The 20024-nt window shown below is 69.8% G+C and carries 18 protein-coding genes; 11 read left to right on the plus strand and 7 right to left on the minus strand.

Going from position 1 to position 20024, the window contains the following annotated elements:
• Nucleotides 1–85: 85 nt before the first annotated feature.
• Nucleotides 86–745 carry a cholesterol catabolism transcriptional regulator KstR gene (gene kstR, locus AAFO60_RS03600; RefSeq protein ID WP_347954796.1) on the minus strand — a complete coding sequence of 220 codons (660 nt, stop codon included), beginning with the start codon at nt 743–745 and terminating at the stop codon, nt 86–88.
• A 133-nt stretch (nt 746–878) separates the two neighbouring features.
• On the opposite strand from kstR, the gene AAFO60_RS03605 reads away from it, so the two are divergent.
• The 7 genes from AAFO60_RS03605 (at nt 879) to AAFO60_RS03635 (ending at nt 9796) form a co-directional block, all read left to right on the plus strand.
• A complete protein-coding gene (locus AAFO60_RS03605; RefSeq protein ID WP_347954797.1) occupies nt 879–3050 on the plus strand; it encodes an acyl-CoA dehydrogenase in 2172 nt (723 codons plus the stop codon).
• A gap of 115 nt (nt 3051–3165) precedes the next feature.
• On the plus strand, nt 3166–4260 hold the full coding sequence (locus AAFO60_RS03610) for an acyl-CoA dehydrogenase family protein (protein ID WP_347954798.1): 1095 nt from the start codon (nt 3166–3168) through the stop codon (nt 4258–4260).
• On the plus strand, nt 4251–5417 hold the full coding sequence (locus AAFO60_RS03615) for an acyl-CoA dehydrogenase family protein (protein WP_347954799.1): 1167 nt from the start codon (nt 4251–4253) through the stop codon (nt 5415–5417). The genes AAFO60_RS03610 and AAFO60_RS03615 overlap by 10 nt, the downstream gene beginning before the upstream one ends.
• A gap of 10 nt (nt 5418–5427) precedes the next feature.
• Entirely contained in the window at nt 5428–6510 is a 1083-nt protein-coding gene (locus AAFO60_RS03620; protein WP_347954800.1) for a bifunctional MaoC family dehydratase N-terminal/OB-fold nucleic acid binding domain-containing protein, read from the plus strand.
• Nucleotides 6507–6947 (plus strand): MaoC family dehydratase, encoded by a 441-nt coding sequence (locus AAFO60_RS03625; protein ID WP_347954801.1) that lies wholly within the window; start codon nt 6507–6509, stop codon nt 6945–6947. The genes AAFO60_RS03620 and AAFO60_RS03625 overlap by 4 nt, the downstream gene beginning before the upstream one ends.
• Nucleotides 6947–8125: a lipid-transfer protein gene (locus AAFO60_RS03630; RefSeq protein WP_347954802.1), complete on the plus strand. Its 1179-nt coding sequence runs from the start codon at nt 6947–6949 to the stop codon at nt 8123–8125. The genes AAFO60_RS03625 and AAFO60_RS03630 overlap by 1 nt, the downstream gene beginning before the upstream one ends.
• Nucleotides 8126–8170: 45 nt before the next feature.
• Nucleotides 8171–9796, plus strand: a complete 1626-nt coding sequence (locus tag AAFO60_RS03635) for an AMP-binding protein (protein ID WP_347954803.1) — start codon at nt 8171–8173, stop codon at nt 9794–9796.
• A gap of 62 nt (nt 9797–9858) precedes the next feature.
• Here the strand turns inward: AAFO60_RS03635 and AAFO60_RS03640 are convergent, their stop codons facing one another.
• Entirely contained in the window at nt 9859–11598 is a 1740-nt protein-coding gene (locus AAFO60_RS03640) for a sensor histidine kinase (RefSeq protein ID WP_347954804.1), read from the minus strand.
• Nucleotides 11595–12230 carry a response regulator transcription factor gene (locus AAFO60_RS03645; protein WP_347954805.1) on the minus strand — a complete coding sequence of 212 codons (636 nt, stop codon included), beginning with the start codon at nt 12228–12230 and terminating at the stop codon, nt 11595–11597. The genes AAFO60_RS03640 and AAFO60_RS03645 overlap by 4 nt, the downstream gene beginning before the upstream one ends.
• 165 nt (nt 12231–12395) lie before the next feature.
• On the opposite strand from AAFO60_RS03645, the gene AAFO60_RS03650 reads away from it, so the two are divergent.
• Entirely contained in the window at nt 12396–12788 is a 393-nt protein-coding gene (locus AAFO60_RS03650; protein WP_347954806.1) for a hypothetical protein, read from the plus strand.
• A gap of 335 nt (nt 12789–13123) precedes the next feature.
• Here the strand turns inward: AAFO60_RS03650 and AAFO60_RS03655 are convergent, their stop codons facing one another.
• Nucleotides 13124–14725: an ABC-F family ATP-binding cassette domain-containing protein gene (locus AAFO60_RS03655; RefSeq protein ID WP_347954807.1), complete on the minus strand. Its 1602-nt coding sequence runs from the start codon at nt 14723–14725 to the stop codon at nt 13124–13126.
• A gap of 153 nt (nt 14726–14878) precedes the next feature.
• On the minus strand, nt 14879–15520 hold the full coding sequence (locus AAFO60_RS03660; protein WP_432211687.1) for a TetR/AcrR family transcriptional regulator: 642 nt from the start codon (nt 15518–15520) through the stop codon (nt 14879–14881).
• 130 nt (nt 15521–15650) lie between these two features.
• Between AAFO60_RS03660 and AAFO60_RS03665 the strand changes: the two genes are divergently transcribed.
• Both AAFO60_RS03665 and AAFO60_RS03670 read left to right on the plus strand, forming a co-directional pair.
• A complete protein-coding gene (locus tag AAFO60_RS03665) occupies nt 15651–16979 on the plus strand; it encodes a flavin-containing monooxygenase (RefSeq protein WP_347954808.1) in 1329 nt (442 codons plus the stop codon).
• Entirely contained in the window at nt 16976–18130 is a 1155-nt protein-coding gene (locus tag AAFO60_RS03670) for a serine hydrolase domain-containing protein (RefSeq protein WP_347954809.1), read from the plus strand. Before AAFO60_RS03665 ends, AAFO60_RS03670 begins: the two co-directional genes overlap by 4 nt.
• 42 nt (nt 18131–18172) lie before the next feature.
• Here the strand turns inward: AAFO60_RS03670 and AAFO60_RS03675 are convergent, their stop codons facing one another.
• Nucleotides 18173–18622 carry a MarR family winged helix-turn-helix transcriptional regulator gene (locus tag AAFO60_RS03675; protein WP_347954810.1) on the minus strand — a complete coding sequence of 150 codons (450 nt, stop codon included), beginning with the start codon at nt 18620–18622 and terminating at the stop codon, nt 18173–18175.
• Between the two features lie 98 nt (nt 18623–18720).
• Here AAFO60_RS03675 and AAFO60_RS03680 point away from each other — a divergent pair, with 98 nt between their 5' ends.
• Nucleotides 18721–19104 carry a DUF5313 family protein gene (locus AAFO60_RS03680; protein ID WP_347954811.1) on the plus strand — a complete coding sequence of 128 codons (384 nt, stop codon included), beginning with the start codon at nt 18721–18723 and terminating at the stop codon, nt 19102–19104.
• 2 nt (nt 19105–19106) lie between these two features.
• Here the strand turns inward: AAFO60_RS03680 and AAFO60_RS03685 are convergent, their stop codons facing one another.
• Nucleotides 19107–19982 (minus strand): SDR family oxidoreductase, encoded by an 876-nt coding sequence (locus tag AAFO60_RS03685; RefSeq protein WP_347954812.1) that lies wholly within the window; start codon nt 19980–19982, stop codon nt 19107–19109.
• Nucleotides 19983–20024 lie beyond the last annotated feature (42 nt).

Raw genomic sequence — 20024 nt, forward strand, 5'->3', positions numbered from 1 at the left:
GGGACACGCCTGCCCGCCGAGGCGCTGCGGGGAGCAGGCTGCGAGGGAACGAACGAGAGAGCGTGAGGTGGAGCCGGTGAGGAGGTCAGTCGCGATCGAGGAGAAGTTTCACGGTCAGTTCCATCCGGTTGGTGACGTCGGTGGCCGATGCACGACGCGTCAGCCACTGCACCAGGTTCGACATCCACACGTCGGAGATCACGCGAGCGATCGCCAGATCCTGCGCCGAGGGCTCGGCTCCCTCGCCGCCGTCGATCATCGCGCCGGCCAGCAGCCGGTCGATGATCCCGGCGACCCGGTTCACCTCGCTGGTGGCCGAGGCGTCGGCGAACATGAAGGCGCGCGTCATGGCCTCGGTCAGCAGCGGATCCTTCTGCATCGCGAGGGTGATCATGTCGAGCACGAAGCGCAGTCGTTCGACCGCGGTCTCGCCCTGGAGCACGCTGCGGTCGGCCCGTGACTCGACCTTCTCGAGTTCGCGTGCCAGAGCGGTGACCAGCAGATGGACCTTCGACGGGAAGTACCGGTACAGCGTGCCGACGGCGACCTCGGCCCGGTCGGCGACCGCACGCATCTGCACCGCGTCGTAGCCGCCCTTGGAGGCCAGCGCGAGGGTCGCATCGAGGATGCGGCGCCGCCGTTCACGCTGGGCCGCGGAGCCGACCTCCGCACCCGACAACTGGGCGGGGGCGGGAGGTGGCGACGGTGCGTCGGTCTTGGTCTTCGTCGTACCCGCGCCGGCCATAGGTATCGGTCTCCTCAGTTTGCGTCACGTTCATCCACCGCCAGTTGGCAGCAGCCTTCCGATGGTGTACACCCAAGTAATATTAGAACAGGTTCTAATTGCCCTCACCAACAAATTCGCGGAGGAGATCTCGGTGACAATCGCCACGTCAGCGGACCAGAAGGTCGCAAGTGACACTATCGCCGCGTGGGCGCAGGCGCGGGACGTTCGCGCGATGGTGCGCAACGATCTCGACGATTCCGGACAATCCTGGCGATCCCTCTGGGCGCAGATCGCCGATCTCGGACTGTTCGCCGCTGCGATTCCGGAAGCCGCGGGCGGCGCCGACGGCACGCTGGACGACGTCGCGGTGATGTTCGCCGCGTGCGGTTCCGCGCTGGTTCCCGGACCGCTCGCCCCGTCCATGGCCGCCGCGTACGTGCTGGCTGCCCAGGGCGATGACCTGGCCGAACAGGCGATGGCGGGGGAGCGTCCGGTCGTGGTGCCCGCCACCGCGGTAGCCGCTGCGGACGGTTTCGCGGTGACCTCCGGGGAGGTGGATCTGGGGCTGGTTCCCGGCTTCGTCGACGACGCGCTCGTCATTGCCCCGCTGAGCTTCGACGGCGCCCCGGCGCGGTGGCACGTCATCGACACCGCCGGGGTGACCGTGCAGACCGCGGCGGTCGACGGACCCCTCGACGGCACGGCCGTGTCGGTTCGGGTCACGATCACCGGCCTGCTTCGCGGCGGCGCCGTCGCGATCGCCGACGACGAGCTGCTGGTCGCGCTGCTGCACCTCGGTCTGGTCGCCTACCAGGCCGGCGTCGCCGCGCACACCCTCGCGGTGGCGGTCGACTACGCGAAGGTGCGCACACAGTTCGGCGCGCCGATCGGATCCTTCCAGGCCGTGAAGCAGATCTGTGCCGACATGCTGTGCCGCAAGGAGCAGCTCGGCGCGGCGGCCTGGGATCTGGCCCGGGCGCTCGACGACGCGCTCGTCGAGCCGACCGACCACGCCCGCGCGCAGGTGGAGTTGAGTCGCCTCGCCGCGGCCGCCCTCGTCGCCGACCTGTCGCCGGAGAACGCCAAGGACGCGATCCAGGTGCTCGGCGGCATCGGCTTCACCTTCGAGCACGACGCACACCTGTACCTGCGGTCGGCGCTGGCGGCGCGGATGCTGCTGGCCGCAGGCGAGCCGCAGCGCGCGGCTCTCGCCGAGCTCGGTCGGTCCGGAGCCCGCCGCGAGTTCTCGATCGACCTCGAGGCCGCCGAGTCGCGGCGACCGGAGATCGCCGCGACCGCCGACGCGATCGCGGCCGTCGCCCCCGAGCAGCGTCGGGCGGAGCTGGCGCGCACCGGCTTCCTGGCCCCGCACTGGCCTGCGCCCTACGGTCTGGCCGCCGACGCCGCGCTGCAGCTGGTGATCGACGCCGAACTCGAACGCGCGGGCGTCGCCCGCCCCGACCTGGTGATCGCCGGCTGGGCCCTGCCGACCATCCTCGAGCACGGCACCGACGCGCAGCGGGAGAAGTTCGTCGCGCCGACCCTGGCCGGCGACATCCGCTGGTGCCAGCTGTTCAGCGAGCCCGAAGCCGGCTCCGACCTCGCCTCGCTGCGCACCCGCGCGGTCCGGACCGAGGGCGGCTGGCTGCTGTCGGGGCAGAAGATCTGGACCTCCGAGGCGCACATGTCGCAGTGGGCGATCTGCCTGGCGCGTACCAACGCGGACGTGCCCAAGCACAAGGGCATCACCTACTTCCTGGTCGACATGTCTGCGCCGGGTCTCGACATCCGGCCGCTGCGCGAGCTGACCGGCCGCGCCATGTTCAACGAGGTCTTCCTCGACAACGTCTTCGTCCCCGACGAGATGGTGGTCGGCGAGGTCGACAACGGTTGGCGTCTGGCACGCACCACCCTCGCCAACGAGCGGGTCGCGATGGGCGGCTCGGGCTTGGGCAAGGAGGTCGACTCCCTGCTTCGCCAGCTCGACGAGTCGGGCGCTCGGCTCACGCAGGCGCAGACCCTGGAGCTCGGGGGCATCATCGCCGACGCGCACATCGGTCGTGTCCTCGATGCGCGGGCGGTGGCTCAGCGGCTCAGCGGCACCGACCCCGGCGCCACCTCCAGCGTCCGCAAGCTGATCGGCGTCGTGCACCGGCAGGCGGTGCCGGAGTTCGCGACCGATCTGCTCGGCTGTGACGGCCTGGCGGCGAGCGCGGCCACCGGCTTCCTGCTGCTCAACCGTTGCCTGTCGATTGCCGGCGGGACCACCCAGATCCTGAAGAACGCGGCCGCGGAACGGATTCTAGGTTTGCCGCGCGGCTGAGCCGATCTGACGAGAGAATGAATCGAAATACCCTGGACATCGCCACTGTGTGACGGGCGTCTCGGGGCTTCTGTTAAACTAGAACAAGTTCTAATAATGCTTGAGGAGGAGCCGGGTGGATTTCGCCCTGGAACCCACCGCTGCAGCGGTCGGTGACGTCGCCGACGAGGTGATGCGCCGACTGCAGCCGGACTGGGAAAGCAAGTTCGTCGAGGGTGTGGGCGGGTTCGACCACGCCGCTTGGGAGGCGCTGGTCGGCGCCGGTGTCACGGTGCTGCCGCTGCCCGAGTCGCTGGGCGGCGACGATCTGCCGATCGATGCGCTGGTTCCGCTGCTGACGCGAGCCGGACACGATGCGGTGGTGGCCCCGCTGATCGGGACCCTGGTGTCCGGTCTGGTGCTGGCGCAGTCCGGCACGGACGTGAGCGCCCGCGCTCGCAGCATCGCCGAGGGCGGCTGGTACGCCGTCGCGATCGGCGAGGCCGGTCGCGCACTCGGCCGTCGCCCCGCACTCACCCTCACCGACACCGCCGACGGCGCACGGCTGGACGGCGTCAAGACCGGAGTGCTGGCCGCCGACGGCGCCGCCGCGATCCTGGTCGTCGCCGACCGCGGTGTCACGGTGGTCCCGACCGACGCCGCGGGCCTGACCATCACGCGGACCCCGTCGTCGTCGGGTCAGGGCGAGTACACCCTCGTCTTCGACGGTGTGGCAGTGGCCGCCGCCGACCTCGTCGCCGACGATCCGCAGCCGGCCGTCGACGCCTACCGTGCGCTGCTGGCCGCCTACGCCGACGGTCTGGTGGCCGGAGCCATCAAGCGCACCGCCGAGCACGTCTCGACCCGGCACCAGTTCGGCAAGCCGATCGCCGCCTTCCAGGCCGTCGGGCAGCAGCTCGCCGACGTCTACGTGGTCTCGCGCACCATGAACCTGGTCGCGACCGCGGCCGCCTGGGCGATCGCCAACGACGCCGACCCGCAGGAGGACCTGGCGACCGCCATGTACTGGGTGTCGGCGGAGCTGCCGGCGACCCTGCGCACCATGACGCACCTGCACGGCGGCGTCGGCGTCGACGTCACCTACCCGCTGCACCGGTACTTCTCGCTGGTCAAGGACGTCGCCCGGCTGGCAGGCGGCGCCCACCACACGCTCGACGTCCTCACCGACGAGACCGTTCCCGCCGTACAGGAGGCGCTGGCATGTTCGTAGCGTTCACCGACGAGCAGATCGCCCTGCGCGACGAACTGCGCGCCTACTTCGCCGGGCTCATCAGTCCCGACGAGGAGCGCACCATGCGCACCGAGCGGCACGGTCCCGCCTACCGCGACGTCATCGCCCGCATGGGCGCCGACGGCTGGCTCGGCGTGGGCTGGCCCACGGAGTTCGGCGGCAAGGGCTTCGGCGAGATCGAGCAGCAGATCTTCACCAACGAGGCGGTCCGCGCCGACGTGCCGCTGCCCTCGGTGACCCTGCAGACCGTCGGACCGACCCTGCAGCGCTACGGCACCGCCGAGCAGAAGGACTTCTTCCTGCCGAAGATCCTGGCCGGCGAGGTCCACTTCGCGATCGGCTACACCGAACCCGATGCGGGCACCGACCTGGCGTCGCTGACCACCCGGGCCGTCCTGGACCCGGCGACCGGCGACTACGTCGTCAACGGCCAGAAGATCTTCACCACCGGCGGCCACGACGCCGACTACATCTGGCTCGCGGTCCGCACCGATCCGGAGGCGCCCAAGCACAAGGGCATCTCGATCCTGATCGTCGACACGAAGGATCCGGGCTTCACCTGGACCCCGATCATCACCGCCGACGGCGCGCACCACGTGAACGCCACCTACTACAACGACGTCCGCGTGCCGGCGAGCATGCGCGTCGGCGAAGAGGGCGACGGCTGGAAGCTGATCACCACCCAGCTCAACCACGAGCGCGTCATGCTCGGCCCGTCCGGCCGCATCGGCAGTCTCGGCGATCACCTGCGGCACTGGGCGCAGACCGCGCAGTTCGACGGCGCCCCCGTCGTCGAGCAGACGGAGGTGCGCAGGCTGATCGCGCAGATCGGCGCGTACGAGCGACTCAACGAACTGCTCAACTGGCAGGTCGCCTCCAGCGGTGAGATCTCGATGGCCGACGCCGCCGCGACCAAGGTGTTCTCCACCGAGCGGCTGCAGACGGTGTACCGCCTGATCGACGACGTCGTCGGCCACTACGGCGACTTCACCGACCAGGTGACCGCCGAGTTCGTCGACTGGCTCGACATGCAGGCCAAGCGCAACGTCGTCATCACCTTCGGCGGCGGCGTCAACGAGGTCATGCGCGACATGATCGGCACGGCGGGCCTCGGCCTGCCGCGGATGAAGCGATAGGGGCGCGCTCATGACACTCACCCCGGAATCGACCCCGGAGCAGATCCTCGCCGCGGCCCTGGCCGTCAAGGAGGGCGGGGCCAGCGCGCCGCGCACCGGCCGCGACCCGATCAACCAGCCGATGATCAACAACTGGGTCGAGGCGATGGGCGATGCCAACCCGATCTACGTCGACGAGGCCGCTGCCCGCGCCGCCGGGCACCCCGGCGTCGTGGCCCCGCCGGCGATGGCGCAGGTCTGGACCATGCGCGGTCTGCACGGCGTCCGCACCGACGACGACCCGCTGGGCCTGGCCACGCAGTTGTTCGACGACGCCGGCTACACCTCGGTGGTCGCCACCAACTGCGACACCGTCTACCACCGCTACACCCGCCCGGGCGAGGAGGTGACGATCTCCTCCGAGCTCACCGACGTGGTGGGCCCCAAGCAGACCGCCCTCGGCGAGGGCTGGTTCTTCACCACCCGCAACACGTGGTCGGTCGGCGAGGAGACGGTCGCGGAGATGGACTTCCGCATCCTGAAGTTCCGGCCGGCCCAGGCTGGTCGAGTAGCCGAGGAGCGAAGTGCCGAGGTTCCACAGGCTGGTCGAGTAGCCGAGGAGCGAAGCGACGAGGCGTATCGAGACCCCGCCGCCTACCCCGACCTGGACCCCACCAAGCTCATCCGTCCCTCGCGGTCGCGTGACACCGCCTTCTTCTGGGAGGGCGTCGAGGCGCACGAGCTGCGGATCCAGCAGCTTCAGGACGGTTCGCTGCGGCATCCGCCGATCCCGGCGACGTGGACCGAGCGCGGCGCCGACGGCGAGTACCCGGGCACCGACTACGTCGTCGCGGCGGGAACCGGCACGGTCTACAGCTACGTGGTCCACCACGCTCCGCGGGTGCCGGGCCGCGAGCTCCCCTTCGTCGTCGCCCTGGTGGAACTTGACGAGGGCGTCCGCATGCTCGGTCAGCTGCGCGGCGTCGATCCGGCCGAGGTCGCCATCGGCATGCCCGTGCAGGTCGAGTTCCTCGACTTCCCGGGAGACGCCGACGACCCGTCCGACCGACCCTGGACCCTGTACGCCTGGCGCGCGAAGGAGGCCAACCAGTGAGCACCACGTCAGTCGACAGCCCGCACGCGGGCGCGATCGAGGTCGGCCAGAGCCTGCCGCCGCTGGTGATCGACGCCCCGCCGACCTTCGTCGTCGCGACGGCCCTGGCCACCCGCGACTTCCAGGACGTGCACCACGATCGGGACCTGGCCCAGCAGAAGGGCTCCAAGGACATCTTCGTCAACATCCTGACCGACACCGGTCTGGTGGAGCGCTTCGTCACCGATTGGGCCGGACCGCGCGCCCGGATCGGCGCCATCAAGCTCAAGCTCGGGGTGCCCTGGTACGCCTACGACACCATCACCTTCACCGGTGAGGTGACCGGCGTGGCGGCCGCGCCCGCCGGGGGCACCGAGGTCACCGTCGCGGTGACCGGCACCAACTCCCTTGGCAAGCATGTGATCTCGACGGTCACCTTCACCCGTGAGGACTCCTGATGAGTGATCGCACCCTGTCGGGGAAGGCGGCGATCGCCGGCATCGGCGCCACCGACTTCTCCAAGAACTCCGGCCGCAGCGAGCTGCGACTGGCCGCCGAGTGCGTGGCGGCCGCGCTCGACGACGCCGGCCTGAGCGCCGCGGACGTCGACGGCCTGGTGACCTTCACGATGGACACCAACATGGAGATCGCCGTCGCCCGCGCGGCGGGGATTCCGGAGCTGAAGTACTTCTCGCGCATCCATTACGGCGGCGGCGCGGCGGCGTCGACGGTGCAGCAGGCTGCGATGGCCGTCGCGACCGGCGTGTGCGACGTGGTGGTGGCCTACCGGGCGTTCAACGAGCGGTCGGGCAACCGGTTCGGCCAGGTCAACGCCGCGGTGGCGAACCAGGAGAACTCCTCGGGCACCGACAACGCCTTCTCCTACCCGCACGGGTTGTCGACGCCTGCGGCGTTCGTCGCGATGGTCGCCCAGCGCTACATGCACGAGTACGGCGCGACCAGCGAGGACTTCGGCCGCATCGCCGTGGTCGACCGCAAGCACGCCGCCACCAACCCTAACGCCTTCTTCTACGGCAAGCCGATCACCCTCGAGGACCATCAGGCCTCGCGGTACATCGCCGAGCCCCTGCACCTGCTGGACTGCTGCCAGGAGTCCGACGGCGGCGTCGCGATCGTGGTGGTCTCGCCCGAGCGCGCCAAGGATCTGAAGCAGAAGCCGGTCACCATCGCCGGCGCGGCGTCGGGCAGCGGCACCGACCAGTTCATCATGACCAGCTACTACCGGGACGCCCTGCCGGAGCTGCAGGAGATGGGTCTGGTGGGACGTCAGCTCTACGCCCAGTCGGGTCTGGGACCCGATGACATCGACATGGCCGTGCTGTACGACCACTTCACCCCGTACACGCTGATCCAGCTGGAGGAGCTCGGGTTCTGCGGGCGCGGTGAGGCGAAGGACTTCGTCTCCCAGCCCGGCGCCCTCGAAGTCGGCGGCGCCCTGCCGCTCAACACCCACGGCGGACAGCTGGGGGAGGCCTACATCCACGGGATGAACGGCATCGCCGAAGGCGTCCGCCAACTGCGCGGAACGTCCGTCAACCAGGTCGACGGCGCGCAGCGCGTCCTCGTCACCGCGGGCACCGGCGTCCCCACTTCCGGCCTGATCCTCACCGCCTGACCACCCCCGTCCGACTCGTCGGCCCTCCCAAGGAGATCTAGAAAGATGAAGTTCAATCTCGCAGACGTCTTCGAAACCGTCGTCGACGCCGTGCCCGAGCGCGTCGCCCTCACCTGGGAGGGCGAAGGCTACACATACGAGGCCCTGGACAAGCTGTCGAACCAGGTGGCCCACCACTTCGCGGCGCACGGCATCGGCAAGGACGACAACGTCGCACTGTTCCTGAAGAACAGCGTCGAGCACGTCACCTCCCTGGTGGGGCTGATCAAGATCCGCGCGGTGCCGGTGAACGTCAACTACCGCTACACGGGCGCCGAGCTGGAGTACATCTTCGAGAACTCGGACTCCAAGGCGATCGTCGTCGAGCTGCCCGAGCATCAGCGCACGCTGGCCGAGCTGATCGCGAAGCTCCCCGAGCTCAAGACGGTCTTCGTCATGGGTGAGATCGTCGACGAGCTGCCGGCCGCGGCCGCCGCCCTCGACGGCCGTACCGTCGAGATCGTCGACTTCAACGGCTACCGGGAGCGGTCCGAGGAGCGCGACTTCGACAAGCGCACGGGCGAAGAGCTCTACCTGATCTACACCGGCGGCACCACCGGCTACCCGAAGGGCGTCATGTGGCACCATGACGACTTCTTCCGCAAGCCGATCTCGGGCGGCAACCCGTACGGCCCGCCGCGCGAGGACCTCGAGGAGCTGGCCCGGGAGGTCAAGAACTTCCCGTCGCTCGCCTTCCTGATCGCCGCGCCGCTGATGCACGGTGCCGCCTCGTACTCGCTGTTCACGTTCATCGCACTCGGCGGTCGCCTCATCCTGGAGCGCGACTTCGACGCCGAGAAGATCGTCCGCAACCTGGGCCGCGACCAGACCCAGATGGTCCTGATCGTCGGCGACGCGATGGGCATGCCGCTGGCCGACGAGATGGAGAAGCAGAAGGACACCGCGGACTTCTCGACCCTGTTCTCGATCGCCTCGGGCGGCGCGCTGTGGAGCCACAGCGTCCGCGACCGGATGCTTGCGATCAAGCCCGAGCTGATCCTGCGCGACAACTTCGGCGCCTCGGAGTCGGGCAACGACGGTGAGATCATGCTCGACGAGAACGGCAACCTGAAGGTGCCGCCGACGCCGCGCATGATGGTGGTCGACGAGCACTTCAAGAAGATCACCACCCCGAACGAGGTCGGGCACATCGCTCGCATCGGCAACATTCCGCTCGGCTACTACAAGGATCCGGAGAAGACGGCCCGCACCTTCCCGACCATGGAGGACGGGACCCGCATCTCGGTGCTCGGCGACATGGGCTACATGACCGAGGACGGCAGCATCGTCTTCCTGGGCCGCGGCAGCCAGTGCATCAACACCGGCGGCGAGAAGGTCTACGCCGAAGAGGTCGAGGGCGCCCTGCACGCGCATCCGGCGATCGCCGACGCCCTCGTCGTCCCGGCGCCGGACCCCAAGTACGGCCAGCGGGTGGCCGCGGTCGCCTCGCTCAACGAGGGCTTCGAGGAGCCGTCATTGGAGGAGATCCAGGAGCACTGCCGCAAGACCCTCGCTCGCTACAAGGTGCCGCGCACGGTCGTCTTCGTCGAAGAGGTCAAGCGCACCCCGGCCGGCAAGGCCGACTACAAGTGGGCCAAGGCCGCCGCAGCTGACGAGAGCGCCACGGTCTAGTGTCCTGCACCTGATCGTCGGGCGCGACCACCGCCGGTCGGATCTGTCTGTTCGGGCAGACCTCACCGGCGAGTGGGCAGGAGCGCCCGCACCCGGCCGTCGGAGGCGGTGACGCTGCCTCCGACGGCTTCGGCGTGTTCGCGCATCGCGGTCAGCCCGGTTCCGGGCAGCCACGTACCGCCGACCCCGTCGTCGATCACCTCGATGGTCAGCGCCCGCCGGTCGTGCGTGACGGTCACCGACACGGCGGATGCGCCCGAGTGCCGGATCGCATTCGTGAGGGCCTCGACGGTGATCCGGTAGGCGACCGACTCGGTGGCCGCCGGGAGCGCATCGTCGGCGCCCGCCGTATCAAAGTGCACGCCGATCGCCAGTCCGCCCGCCGCCGACATGCCTGCGGCCCAGTTCCGTAGCGCGCCTTCGAGGCCGAGCTCATCGAGTGCGGGCGGACGCAACCCGTCGACGACGCGGCGGATCTCGGCGATCGCCGAGCCCGTGTCGGCGCGGAGTCGCTGGAGCAGGGCGTCGGCGCGACCGGGGTCGGCGGCGAGCAGGTTCCGAGCGGCATCGGCGGCGAAGGCGACACCGGTCAGGGTGGGGCCGAGCCCGTCGTGCAGATCACGGCGGATCCGGCGGCGTTCGTCTTCGATGGCGGTCACCTCGGCGGCGCGCGAGGAGGCGAGCTGTTCGGCGAGCAGCTGCAGACGCAGGCTCCTGGCCAGGAGAGCGGCGACCACCGCGAGGACGTTGCGTTCGGCGGGCTCCCACGTCCGGTCGCCTGCGCGGTGGCCCACGGTGAGGCCGGCGGTGCGCCCGTCGCCGAGGTCGAGGCGGAAGACGGTGGCGTACGGGGTCGGTTCGCCGACGGAGGCGAGCACGGCGCCGTCGGCCGCCAAGGCCAGATGGGGCAGGGTCAGCGCGGTGCCGAGCGCCTGGAGCGCCGCGGCGAGATCGTCGCCGAGCGCGTCGGCGACGGCGGCGAGCGCGTGTACCGGGTCGGGGCGCCCGCCGAAGAGCAGATTCTCGACAGTGCCCGACAACCATGAACCCACCGGGGTCACCAACAGCGACAGCACGGCGCATACGGCGATCACCGATGCGGTGTCGAGATCGTCCGCCCCGCCGGCGCCCAGGGCGAAGATCGCCAGGTTGGCGGCCGCGACGAAGCAGGCCAGCACGGTCAGGGTGACGACGATCCGGGTCACCAGCCATCGCACGTCGACGACGTCCGGGCGCATCACGCCGACCGCCGCAGCCGTCGGGACCAGGCAGGCGAGCAGCGTCACCACGGCGGCGGGCACCGCAGCGGCCTCGGTCCGAGCCACTGCGTTGTAACCGAAGGTGAAGAGCAGTGCGGCCATCCCGGCGAATCCGAGGGCGGCACTCAGCCACAGTGCAGCCGTTCGCGCCGACCGGTCGCCGCGATCGATCACCGAACCGAGATGCACCACCGAGCCGGTCGCCACGACGGCTCCGGCGACCGCGTGCGCGACGGGGGTCAGGCAGGACGCGACGCCGGCCGCGACCGCGACGAGGACGACGGTCACGGTGACCGGCACCATGCGGGCGGCGGCGACCGACGGGTAGGTGAGCAGCATGAGGGGTGCGGCGACGAACACGGCGATCCGCAGCGCGATCAGCCCCTCGGCGCCTGCCGCCCCGGTGATCAGCTCGACGGCCAGCAGCAGGGCGACCGTCGCCGTGGCCGCCGCGGTGGTCAGGCCGGCCCCGGCGCGCCACATCGCCCACGCCGCACACCCGGAGACGACGGCCAGGACCGCGACCGGGACGGCGGTCGTCATCTCCGACGCCCCAGGCCGCACTCGCGTGCGGCGATGATCGCCTCGCTGCGCCCGTCGACGCCGAGTTTGGCGAACATCGACGACAGGTGATTGGCGACCGTCTTCTCCGACACGCCCAGTTCGCGGGCGACGGCGCCGTTGCGCAGGCCGGCCGCGACGCGGTCCAGGATCTCGCGCTCGCGGCCGGTGAGCTCGGGAAACGGGACCGCGGGTTCGGGCGCGGCGAGGACCTGGGCGGTGAGCTCGGCGGAGAAGATGGACTGGCCGGCGACGACGGCGCGGATCGCGCTGTCGATCTCGTGCTGTTCGGCGCCTTTGAGCACGTAGCCGCGGGCTCCCGCGCGCATCGCGGCGAGGACGGTGGACGGGTCGTCGACCATGGTCAGCACCAGCACCGGGACGTCGGGTGCAGCGCGGGCGAGTTCGCCGATCGCGCTGACCCCGTCCATGCCGGGCATGCGAAGGTCCATCAGGATCACGTCCGGTCGGCTCAGCACGGCTTCCTTGACCGCTGCGGCACCGTCGGCGACCGCACCCACCACGGTGTAGTCCGGCAGCGTGCTCAGCAGTGCCGACAGTCCGGCCCGCACCACGGGGTGGTCGTCGACGAGGAGCACCCGAATCGCCGCCATGAGGCAAGTCTGCCATCGGCCGCCGTTCTGCGGAACGGGAGAAACCTCCCGGTCGGAGTGTGAAAGGCTCCCGGTCAGAGCGGAATCGCGACGGTTCCGGCGAGCTGTCCGTGCGAGCAGGCTTCAGGGTGTCGGCAACACCGCCGACTCGGCAAGGAGGTCGTCATGACTGTCACCCAACCGTCGACGCTGAGCTGGTCGCTCGGGAACCGGATCGGCTTCACGCTCGCCGCGCTCATCGGTGCGCTCAACATCGCGAGCATCGCGCAGCCCACCCCGGACGGCGAGGTCGGCGCACCCTTCGGCGTGCTGGTCGCCGATGCCGTGATCGGTGCGGCGACGCTCGGTCTCGTCGCCTACGCCTGGCTGCGCCGCAGCCGATTCGCGGCGCGCCTGGTCGCCGCGCTGCTGGTGCTGATGGTCGTCAGCGCCCTGCCGGCCTTCTTCGTCGACGTCCCCGGCTCGGTGAAGGCGATGGTGTCGGTCGCGGTGCTGCTGACGGTCGTGACCTGCGCCCTGGTGCTGTCGCCGGGGCCCGCACGCGAACCGATCAGCTGACCGCGTCGGTCTGTGGCGCCGCCCGCTCACAGCCCGTGCGCGGCCCGTCACCCGGATTCCAGACCGCCGCGGCTCCGTTGGTGGGGTCCCACTCGGGAGCAACTGACCCGAAGAGCTCTTCTTCGGGCCTGGCGGCGGTCTGGCATCGTGCCGCCGCGTACTCACTATTGCGTCCTCGTTGGTTCCGTGGGCGCAATAGTGTCGCCAGGTACGCGACGCGCTATGAAATTCTCAACGAACAAGGAGCAACCCTCAGGCCACCCCATCGATCATGTGTTCTATGATACAGATCACATTCGAATCGGACAAGGGGTGTGCTCGGCCGGTTCTCGTCGCTACGGGAGATCGGTTCGCCGCCGCATCCGACCGTCGCCGACCAGCTCGACCACCGTGTCGAGGCCGAGCCGCTTCAGGAACGGGTGATCGTGGCTGACCACGATCAGCGCGCCCCGGTAGGCGGTCAGGGCTTCGACCAGGTGGTCGACGCTCGCGATGTCGAGGTTGTTGGTCGGCTCGTCGAGCAGGAGCACCTGTGCCGGCGGCTGGGCGAACAGCAGTTTCGCCAGGCACACGCGGAATCGCTCGCCGCCCGAGAGCGTCGCGACCGGTCGGTCCACGGCCGCACCGCGCAGCAGCAGGCGCGCGAGCAGATTCCGAATCGAACCGGGGTCGGCGTCGGGCGCCGCATCTCGCACGTTCTCGAGCGCGCTGGCGTCCTCGTCGAGGCCGTCGAGCCGTTGCGGCAGGTAGCCGAACCGGTCGGTCAGCAGCCGCCCGCCGACGGACTCGGCACCTGCGGTGGTGCCGGTGACGAGTTGCTCCAGCAGCGTCGACTTCCCGGCCCCGTTCGGGCCGACGACGGCCACCCGTTCGGGACCCTGCATCACGACGGTGTCGTGCCGGTCGGCGAATTCGGCGATCCGCCGACTGCGGGGCACATCGGGATCGGGCAGGTCGAGGCTGATGTGCTCATCATCGCGGACGCGGGCCTCGGCCAGATCGGCCGCCGCCTGTGCATCGTGCAAGCGTCGGTCGTGGCCGGCGCGCAGTGAGGCGGCGGACCTCTCGGCGTTGTCGGCACGCAGTCCCTGCGAGATGCGCGGGATGCCGCCGTCACGCGCCGTCTTCTTCGCGGTTCGTTGCCGGCGGGCGAGCTTGGTCTCGGCCTCGATCCGTTGCCGCTTCTCGACCTTGAGAGCCTGCTGCGCGGTGCGTGCGGCCTGTGTCGCCGCCGCCTGTTCCTGCTCGAGCTGCGCAGCCCATTCGCGGTACGGGCCGCCGACGGTCCGCAGTGCGCCGTCGTAGATCTCGGCGGTCGAGTCCATGCGGTCGAGCAACTCGAGATCGTGGCTCACCACGATCAGCGTGCCCGGCCAGTCGTCGATCATCTCGGCCAGCCGCGCGCGAGTGGGCCGGTCGAGATTGTTCGACGGTTCGTCGAGCAGCGTCACCGCGGTCCGGCGCAGGCGCAATCCGGCGACGGCGATGAGGATCGCCTCCCCGCCCGACAACTGGTCGACCCGCCGCGGCAGATCGGTTGCCGCGAACCCGAGTCGGCCGAGTGCGTCGTCGGCCCGAGCCTCGATGTCCCAATCGTCGCCGACGGCGTCGAAATGGCGCGGATCGGGGTCGCCGGCCTCGATGGCGGCGATCGCGGCCAGGACCGGTGCGATGCCGAGGAGGTCGGCGACCGTGGTGCCGGTCGACAGCGTGAGCGTCTGCGGTAGCGAGCCGACGTCGCCGACGACGTCGATCCGGCCGCGGGTGGGCCGCAGCCGGCCCGCGATCAGTTTGAGCAGGGTCGATTTGCCGGAGCCGTTGCGGCCGACCAGACCGGTGCGGCCGGGCGTGAACGATCCGTTGAGGTCGGTGAGGGCGCTGGTGCCGTCGGGCCAGGCGAAGGTGACGTCGTGAAGTACGACGGAATCGGTAGACATGGAGATCTCGTTTCGGGATGCGCCGCGCTCGGCGTCGAGATGCGGCGGGAAGAAGAGGACACACCGGTGCCGTGGCACCCGGGCGTCAGATTCTGTCGACCTCGATCTCCATGTCGGCGACCCTACCGCGGCCGTGCGACGGGCGCATCCGATTTATTCGGGCGTCGCGTCCGGAGGCAGCAGGGCCGGGAACCAGATGTCGGTGAGCACTTCGGCGGCCCGCTCGGGGGCGAATTCGATGGTGCCCTGCACCGTGGAACGCGTGAAGTACCGTTCCAGCTGCGTGACGAGCAGCTCCACCCGGAAGCGAGCCTCGTCGCGCCGGTCCGCGGGCCACCGAGCCAGATAGTCGGGCATGGCGTCGGTGAGCGCGGTGATCGATTCGCGGCCCACCGGTCGGAAGTCGGGTTCGGTCTTAAGCGCCTCGTCCCACGCGGGCAGGATGTCGCGGTTGGTCGAGAACCAGCCGAGGGTCGCCTCGATCCATTCGGTGAACGCCGGTCGCGAGCCGTTCCGAAGCACCTCGTCGAGGTCGCGGTAGACCGCGGCCGCGCGCTTCTCCATGGTTTCGGCGCTGATCCGGGCCAGGACGTCCATCTTGTTGGTGAAGTGCAGGTAGAACGTGGCGCGGCTGCAGCCGACCTCGCGGGTGATGTCGTCGACGGTGACGCTCGCGTAACCGCGGTCGACGAACAGGCGGCGGGCGCCGGCCAGCAGTGCGAGGCGGGTGCGACGCTTCTGCTCCTCGCGCAGATTGGGGCGCGGCGCCGCGGCCGTCGGAGTCTCCTGGTTCATGGGCACCATCATGCGCCGAAGGAACTCACTAGACAAACATGTCACTCACTAGACGCATGTCAATCTAAGTTCTATGGTCGAGTCATGTGATGACCGACACAGGGCCGGTTGCGACAGAAGGGAGAGGTAGATGACGGACAAGCGAGTCGCCATCATCGGCGCGGGGTGTTCGGGGTTCACCACCGCCAAACGGCTCAAGGATGTCGGGATCGACTACGACTGCTTCGAGCTCTCCGACGACATCGGCGGCAACTGGTACTACGACAACCCCAACGGCATGTCGGCGTGCTATCGGTCGCTGCACATCGACACCTCCACCACACGGCTGGAGTTCGAGGACTTCCCGGCACCGGCCGACTACCCGCACTTCCCGCACCACACCCTCATGCACCAGTACTTCCGCGACTACGTCGACCACTTCGGGCTGCGCGAGTCGATCACCTTCGACACCGGCGTACAGCGTGCCGCGCGCCGCCCCGCCGGCGGCTGGGACCTGACGTTGAGCACCGGCGAGCAGCGCTCGTACGAGGCGCTGATCGTCGCCAACGGCCACCACTGGAACTCCTTCCGACCCGAGTACCCGGGCACCTTCGACGGGCAGGTCATTCACAGTCACGACTACCGCAGCCCGTTCGAGCCGGTCGACATGCACGGCAAACGGGTGATGGTGATCGGTATGGGCAACTCGGCCCTGGACATCGCTTCGGAGGTCTCCAGCCGCAGCGTCGCCGAGCACCTGTGGGTCTCGGCGCGCCGCGGGGTCTGGGTGCTGTCCAAGTACCGCGGCGGCAAACCGGCCGACAAGATGATGATGCCGCCCTGGATGCCGAAGAAGCTCGGCCTGGCGATCTCGCGCCGCGCGATCAAGAAGATCCTGGGCAACATGGAGGATTACGGGCTGCCCAAACCCGACCACGAGCCGCTCTCGGCGCATCCCTCGGTCAGCATCGACTTCCTCGCCAAGGCCGGCTCAGGCGACGTGACCTGCGTACCGGCCGTCGAACGCTTCGACGGTGACGGGGTGATCCTGACCGACGGGCAGCGGATCGCCCTCGACGTTATCGTGATGGCCACCGGCTACCGCATGTCGTTCCCGTTCTTCGACGACTCCGCCCTCCTGCCCGACGCCGAGCACCGGTACCCGCTGTTCAAGCGGATCATCCACCCGGAGTTCGACGACCTCTACTACGCGGGTCTCGCGCAGTCGTCGCCGACCATCGTCAACCTCGCCGAACAGCAGAGCAAGCTGATCGCCGAACACCTGGCGGGCACCTACGTGCTGCCCTCGGCCGACCAGATGCGCACCGCGATCGTCGAGGACGAGCACAAGCACCTCGGCCAGTACTATTCGGCGCCGCGGCACACCATCCAGATCGACTTCGCGCGGTACACGAAGGATCTGCTCGCCGAGATCGAGGCCGGCCGCACGCGGGCCGCTCGGCCGGTCGGCGCGGCATGACCGCGTCCTCGGCGACGGCGGTCGTAGGGGAGTGCGACCCGCGGCTGCGACCGGTCCGCGACCTGCTGGCCCGTAGGCTTGCCGTCGGCGACGAGGTGGGCGCCTCCCTGAGCGTGATGTCCGGCGACGACGTCCTGGTCGACCTGTGGGGCGGCGTCGCCGACCCGGCGTCGGGCCGGGCCTGGGAGCGCGACACCCTCGCCAACACCTACTCGCTCACCAAGACGATGACCGCGCTGGCCGTCCTGGTCCTCGTCGACCGCGGGCTGCTCGACCTGGACGCGCCGGTGGCTCGCTACTGGCCGGAGTTCGTCGCGGCGGGCAAGGACGAGGTCCTGGTCCGCCACGTTCTCGGGCACACCAGCGGCGTCTCCGGGTGGGATCGGCGGATGCGGATCGAGGACCTCTACCGGCAGGGGGAGGCGGCGGCGCTGCTCGCGCAGCAGGCGCCGTGGTGGCGGCCCGGCGACGGATCGGGCTATCACGCCCTCACCTTCGGCACCGTGCTCGCCGAGGTCGTCGGTCGCGTCACCGGCCGGACGCTCGGCGAGTTCGTCGCCGCCGAGATCGCCGACCCGCTCGGCGCCGACTACCGCATCGGCGTCACCGGTGTCGATCCCACACGATTCGCCTCGATGATCGCGCCGCCGCCCACCGGCTTCGACTACGGTTCGCTCCCGCCCGACAGCATCCTGCTGCGCACGCTGCTCAACCCGGCGTTCGTGCCGTCGGTGACGGCCGATCGGGACTTCTTGGCCGCCGAACTGGGCGCGGTCAACGGTCAGGGCAATGCGCGGTCGGTGGCGCTGATGCAGTCGATCGTCACCGGCGGCGGCACCGCCCGCGGACGGCGGTTCCTCTCCGCGGACACGGTGGAGCGGATCTTCGACGTCCAGGCCGACGGCGTCGACCGCGTCCTGGGCGCACCGGTGCGGTTCGGTCTGGGCTGGGCGCTGCCCGGCCCGTCGATGCCGGGCGTCCCCGACGGGCGGGTGTGCTGGTGGACCGGATTCGGTGGATCGATCGTGGTCAGCGATCTGGATCGCGGCATCACTATCGGCTACGTGATGAACAAGATGGCGCCGCAGCTCGTCGGTGCGCCGAACCCGAACGACTATGTGACGGCGGTGTACGACTGCCTGGACCGGTAGCCGAGCGGCCCGCGTCGGGCCCGACCACTCGCTCGGCACCCGTCAGTCGTTGGCCGCGACGGCCGCCTGATTCACCTTGATCAGCACCGAGTGGAGTTCTTCGAGCAGGGTCAGGTCGCCGCCGAGGGCGTCGACCACCTGTCCGGGGATCGCCAGGGCCTGCTCGCGCAGGGCGACGCCGGCCTGCGTCAGGTGGATCTCGACGCTCCGCTCGTCGTCGCTGCTGCGGCGCCGTTCGATGAAGCCGTCGGCCTCCAGGCGTTTGAGCATCGGCGACAGGGTCGCCGAATCGAGTTGCAGCAGGTGGCCGATCTCCTTGACGGGCAGGGGCGCGTGCTGCCACAGGGCGAGCATGGTCAGGTACTGCGGGTGCGTCAGCCCCAACGGCTCCAGGATTCGTCGGTACACCCGCAGCACCGACCGGTTGGCGAGCGCGAGCGCGAAGCACACCTGTCGTTCCAGCAGCAGCGGGTTGCCTTCGAGTGTGGCCATGGACTCACTCTACGTCGATTGGATCGCACACGATTGAATCGCTCAGACGGTTGTGCGATATTCAATAGCACGCTATCGAAAATCGGAGGTCTCTCGACATGAGCGCCAGGCCCAACCCGATCCAGTGGATCGCCTACTCGTACGGGGCCACCCTTCCCGAAAGCAAGCACGAGTGGGTTCGCCACGACCTGACCGGTCGGACGGCGACGATTCGGCATCTGATCCGGGCACAGTTCTGCTTCACTCCGCTGTACCTGGCCATGTACTTCATGTTCGACGGCGCCGTCTGGATCCGCCTGCTGATGGTGCTCCTGGCCGTGCTGTTGGCGCTGATCTTCTCGGCCGCGTACATGAATCAGAACCGGGTGCTGCGACTGCAGAAGCACGGTCTCGGCAACTCACCGCTGACCAGGCGTCAGCAGGACAACGCCGACCGCGCCAAGCTCCGGTACGACGAGGTGTACGCCGCCCGGCGTGAGTGAGGTCAGCTGCGCTGCTCGCCCGGATCGGTGAGCGTCCGCTCGTACGCCGCGCGCCGCGACGAGCCGGCGACCGCGGCCACCTGATCGGGTACCGCCAGGCGCAGCGCGCGGTCGCGGACGCGCTGCGGCAGGATGCCGGAGATCGCGACCAGCGGCCCCAGTCGGCCGGGAACCCACACGTGGAAGCGGCCGGTCTCGATCGCCGCGACCACCGCCAGTGCGACGTCGCGCGGCGCCAGCTTCTTCATCGCACCGGGCTCGGTTCCGGCGGCGAGCTCGGTGTCGACGACCGACGGCATCACCGCAGACAGCCTCACCCCGCTGCCGCGCAGTTCCTCGCGTACACCCGTCAGGTAGCCGAGCACGCCGTGCTTCGTCGCCGCGTAGGTCGACTCGCCCGGCGCGGCGATCCGCGACGACACCGAGGCCACGGTCACGATCCGGCCGCGGCCACGGCGGCGCATCACCGGGGCCGCCAAGCGGACCCCGCGGATCACCCCGAGCAGATTGACTGCGATCATCCGTTCGGTCGCCGTCTGCGGCTCGACGTCGAAGGCGCCCACCCACATCACGCCGGCATTGTTGACCAGCACGTCGATCGGCCCGAGGTCGGCGGCGACGGCGTCGAGGAAGCCCTGGAACGAGGCTTCGTCGGTCACGTCGAGCTGATAACCGCCGACCTGTCCGGGCAGGGCGTCGGCGGCCTCGCGCGCCGCGGCGGCGTCGACGTCGCCGATCGCGACGCGGGCTCCGCGCGCCGCCAGTTCCGCGGCGATCGCCAGTCCGATGCCGCGGGCGGCGCCGGTGACGGCGATGGTCGAGCTGGCGATCGGGGAGCCGGTCGGCGACGCGCTGAAGCCGCGGAGGGGAAGTCGCATGACTCCAGTCTGGACCCTGGGGCGGCGTACCGGTCGGCGTTC

This window comes from Gordonia aichiensis (genome assembly GCF_039946255.1).
GTDB classification, from domain to species: domain Bacteria; phylum Actinomycetota; class Actinomycetes; order Mycobacteriales; family Mycobacteriaceae; genus Gordonia; species Gordonia aichiensis_A.

What these genes read in the sequence shown, in the direction of transcription:
- AAFO60_RS03645 (WP_347954805.1), bottom strand. Translation starts at nt 12,230, where the DNA reads ATGGCGGCGATTCGGGTGCTCCTCGTCGACGACCACCCCGTGGTGCGG.
- AAFO60_RS03635 (WP_347954803.1), top strand. Translation starts at nt 8,171, where the DNA reads ATGAAGTTCAATCTCGCAGACGTCTTCGAAACCGTCGTCGACGCCGTG.
- kstR (WP_347954796.1), bottom strand. Translation starts at nt 745, where the DNA reads ATGGCCGGCGCGGGTACGACGAAGACCAAGACCGACGCACCGTCGCCA.
- AAFO60_RS03675 (WP_347954810.1), bottom strand. Translation starts at nt 18,622, where the DNA reads ATGGCCACACTCGAAGGCAACCCGCTGCTGCTGGAACGACAGGTGTGC.
- AAFO60_RS03630 (WP_347954802.1), top strand. Translation starts at nt 6,947, where the DNA reads ATGAGTGATCGCACCCTGTCGGGGAAGGCGGCGATCGCCGGCATCGGC.
- AAFO60_RS03650 (WP_347954806.1), top strand. Translation starts at nt 12,396, where the DNA reads ATGACTGTCACCCAACCGTCGACGCTGAGCTGGTCGCTCGGGAACCGG.
- AAFO60_RS03685 (WP_347954812.1), bottom strand. Translation starts at nt 19,982, where the DNA reads ATGCGACTTCCCCTCCGCGGCTTCAGCGCGTCGCCGACCGGCTCCCCG.
- AAFO60_RS03620 (WP_347954800.1), top strand. Translation starts at nt 5,428, where the DNA reads ATGACACTCACCCCGGAATCGACCCCGGAGCAGATCCTCGCCGCGGCC.
- AAFO60_RS03660 (WP_432211687.1), bottom strand. Translation starts at nt 15,520, where the DNA reads ATGAACCAGGAGACTCCGACGGCCGCGGCGCCGCGCCCCAATCTGCGC.
- AAFO60_RS03615 (WP_347954799.1), top strand. Translation starts at nt 4,251, where the DNA reads ATGTTCGTAGCGTTCACCGACGAGCAGATCGCCCTGCGCGACGAACTG.
- AAFO60_RS03670 (WP_347954809.1), top strand. Translation starts at nt 16,976, where the DNA reads ATGACCGCGTCCTCGGCGACGGCGGTCGTAGGGGAGTGCGACCCGCGG.
- AAFO60_RS03640 (WP_347954804.1), bottom strand. Translation starts at nt 11,598, where the DNA reads ATGACGACCGCCGTCCCGGTCGCGGTCCTGGCCGTCGTCTCCGGGTGT.
- AAFO60_RS03655 (WP_347954807.1), bottom strand. Translation starts at nt 14,725, where the DNA reads ATGTCTACCGATTCCGTCGTACTTCACGACGTCACCTTCGCCTGGCCC.
- AAFO60_RS03680 (WP_347954811.1), top strand. Translation starts at nt 18,721, where the DNA reads ATGAGCGCCAGGCCCAACCCGATCCAGTGGATCGCCTACTCGTACGGG.
- AAFO60_RS03665 (WP_347954808.1), top strand. Translation starts at nt 15,651, where the DNA reads ATGACGGACAAGCGAGTCGCCATCATCGGCGCGGGGTGTTCGGGGTTC.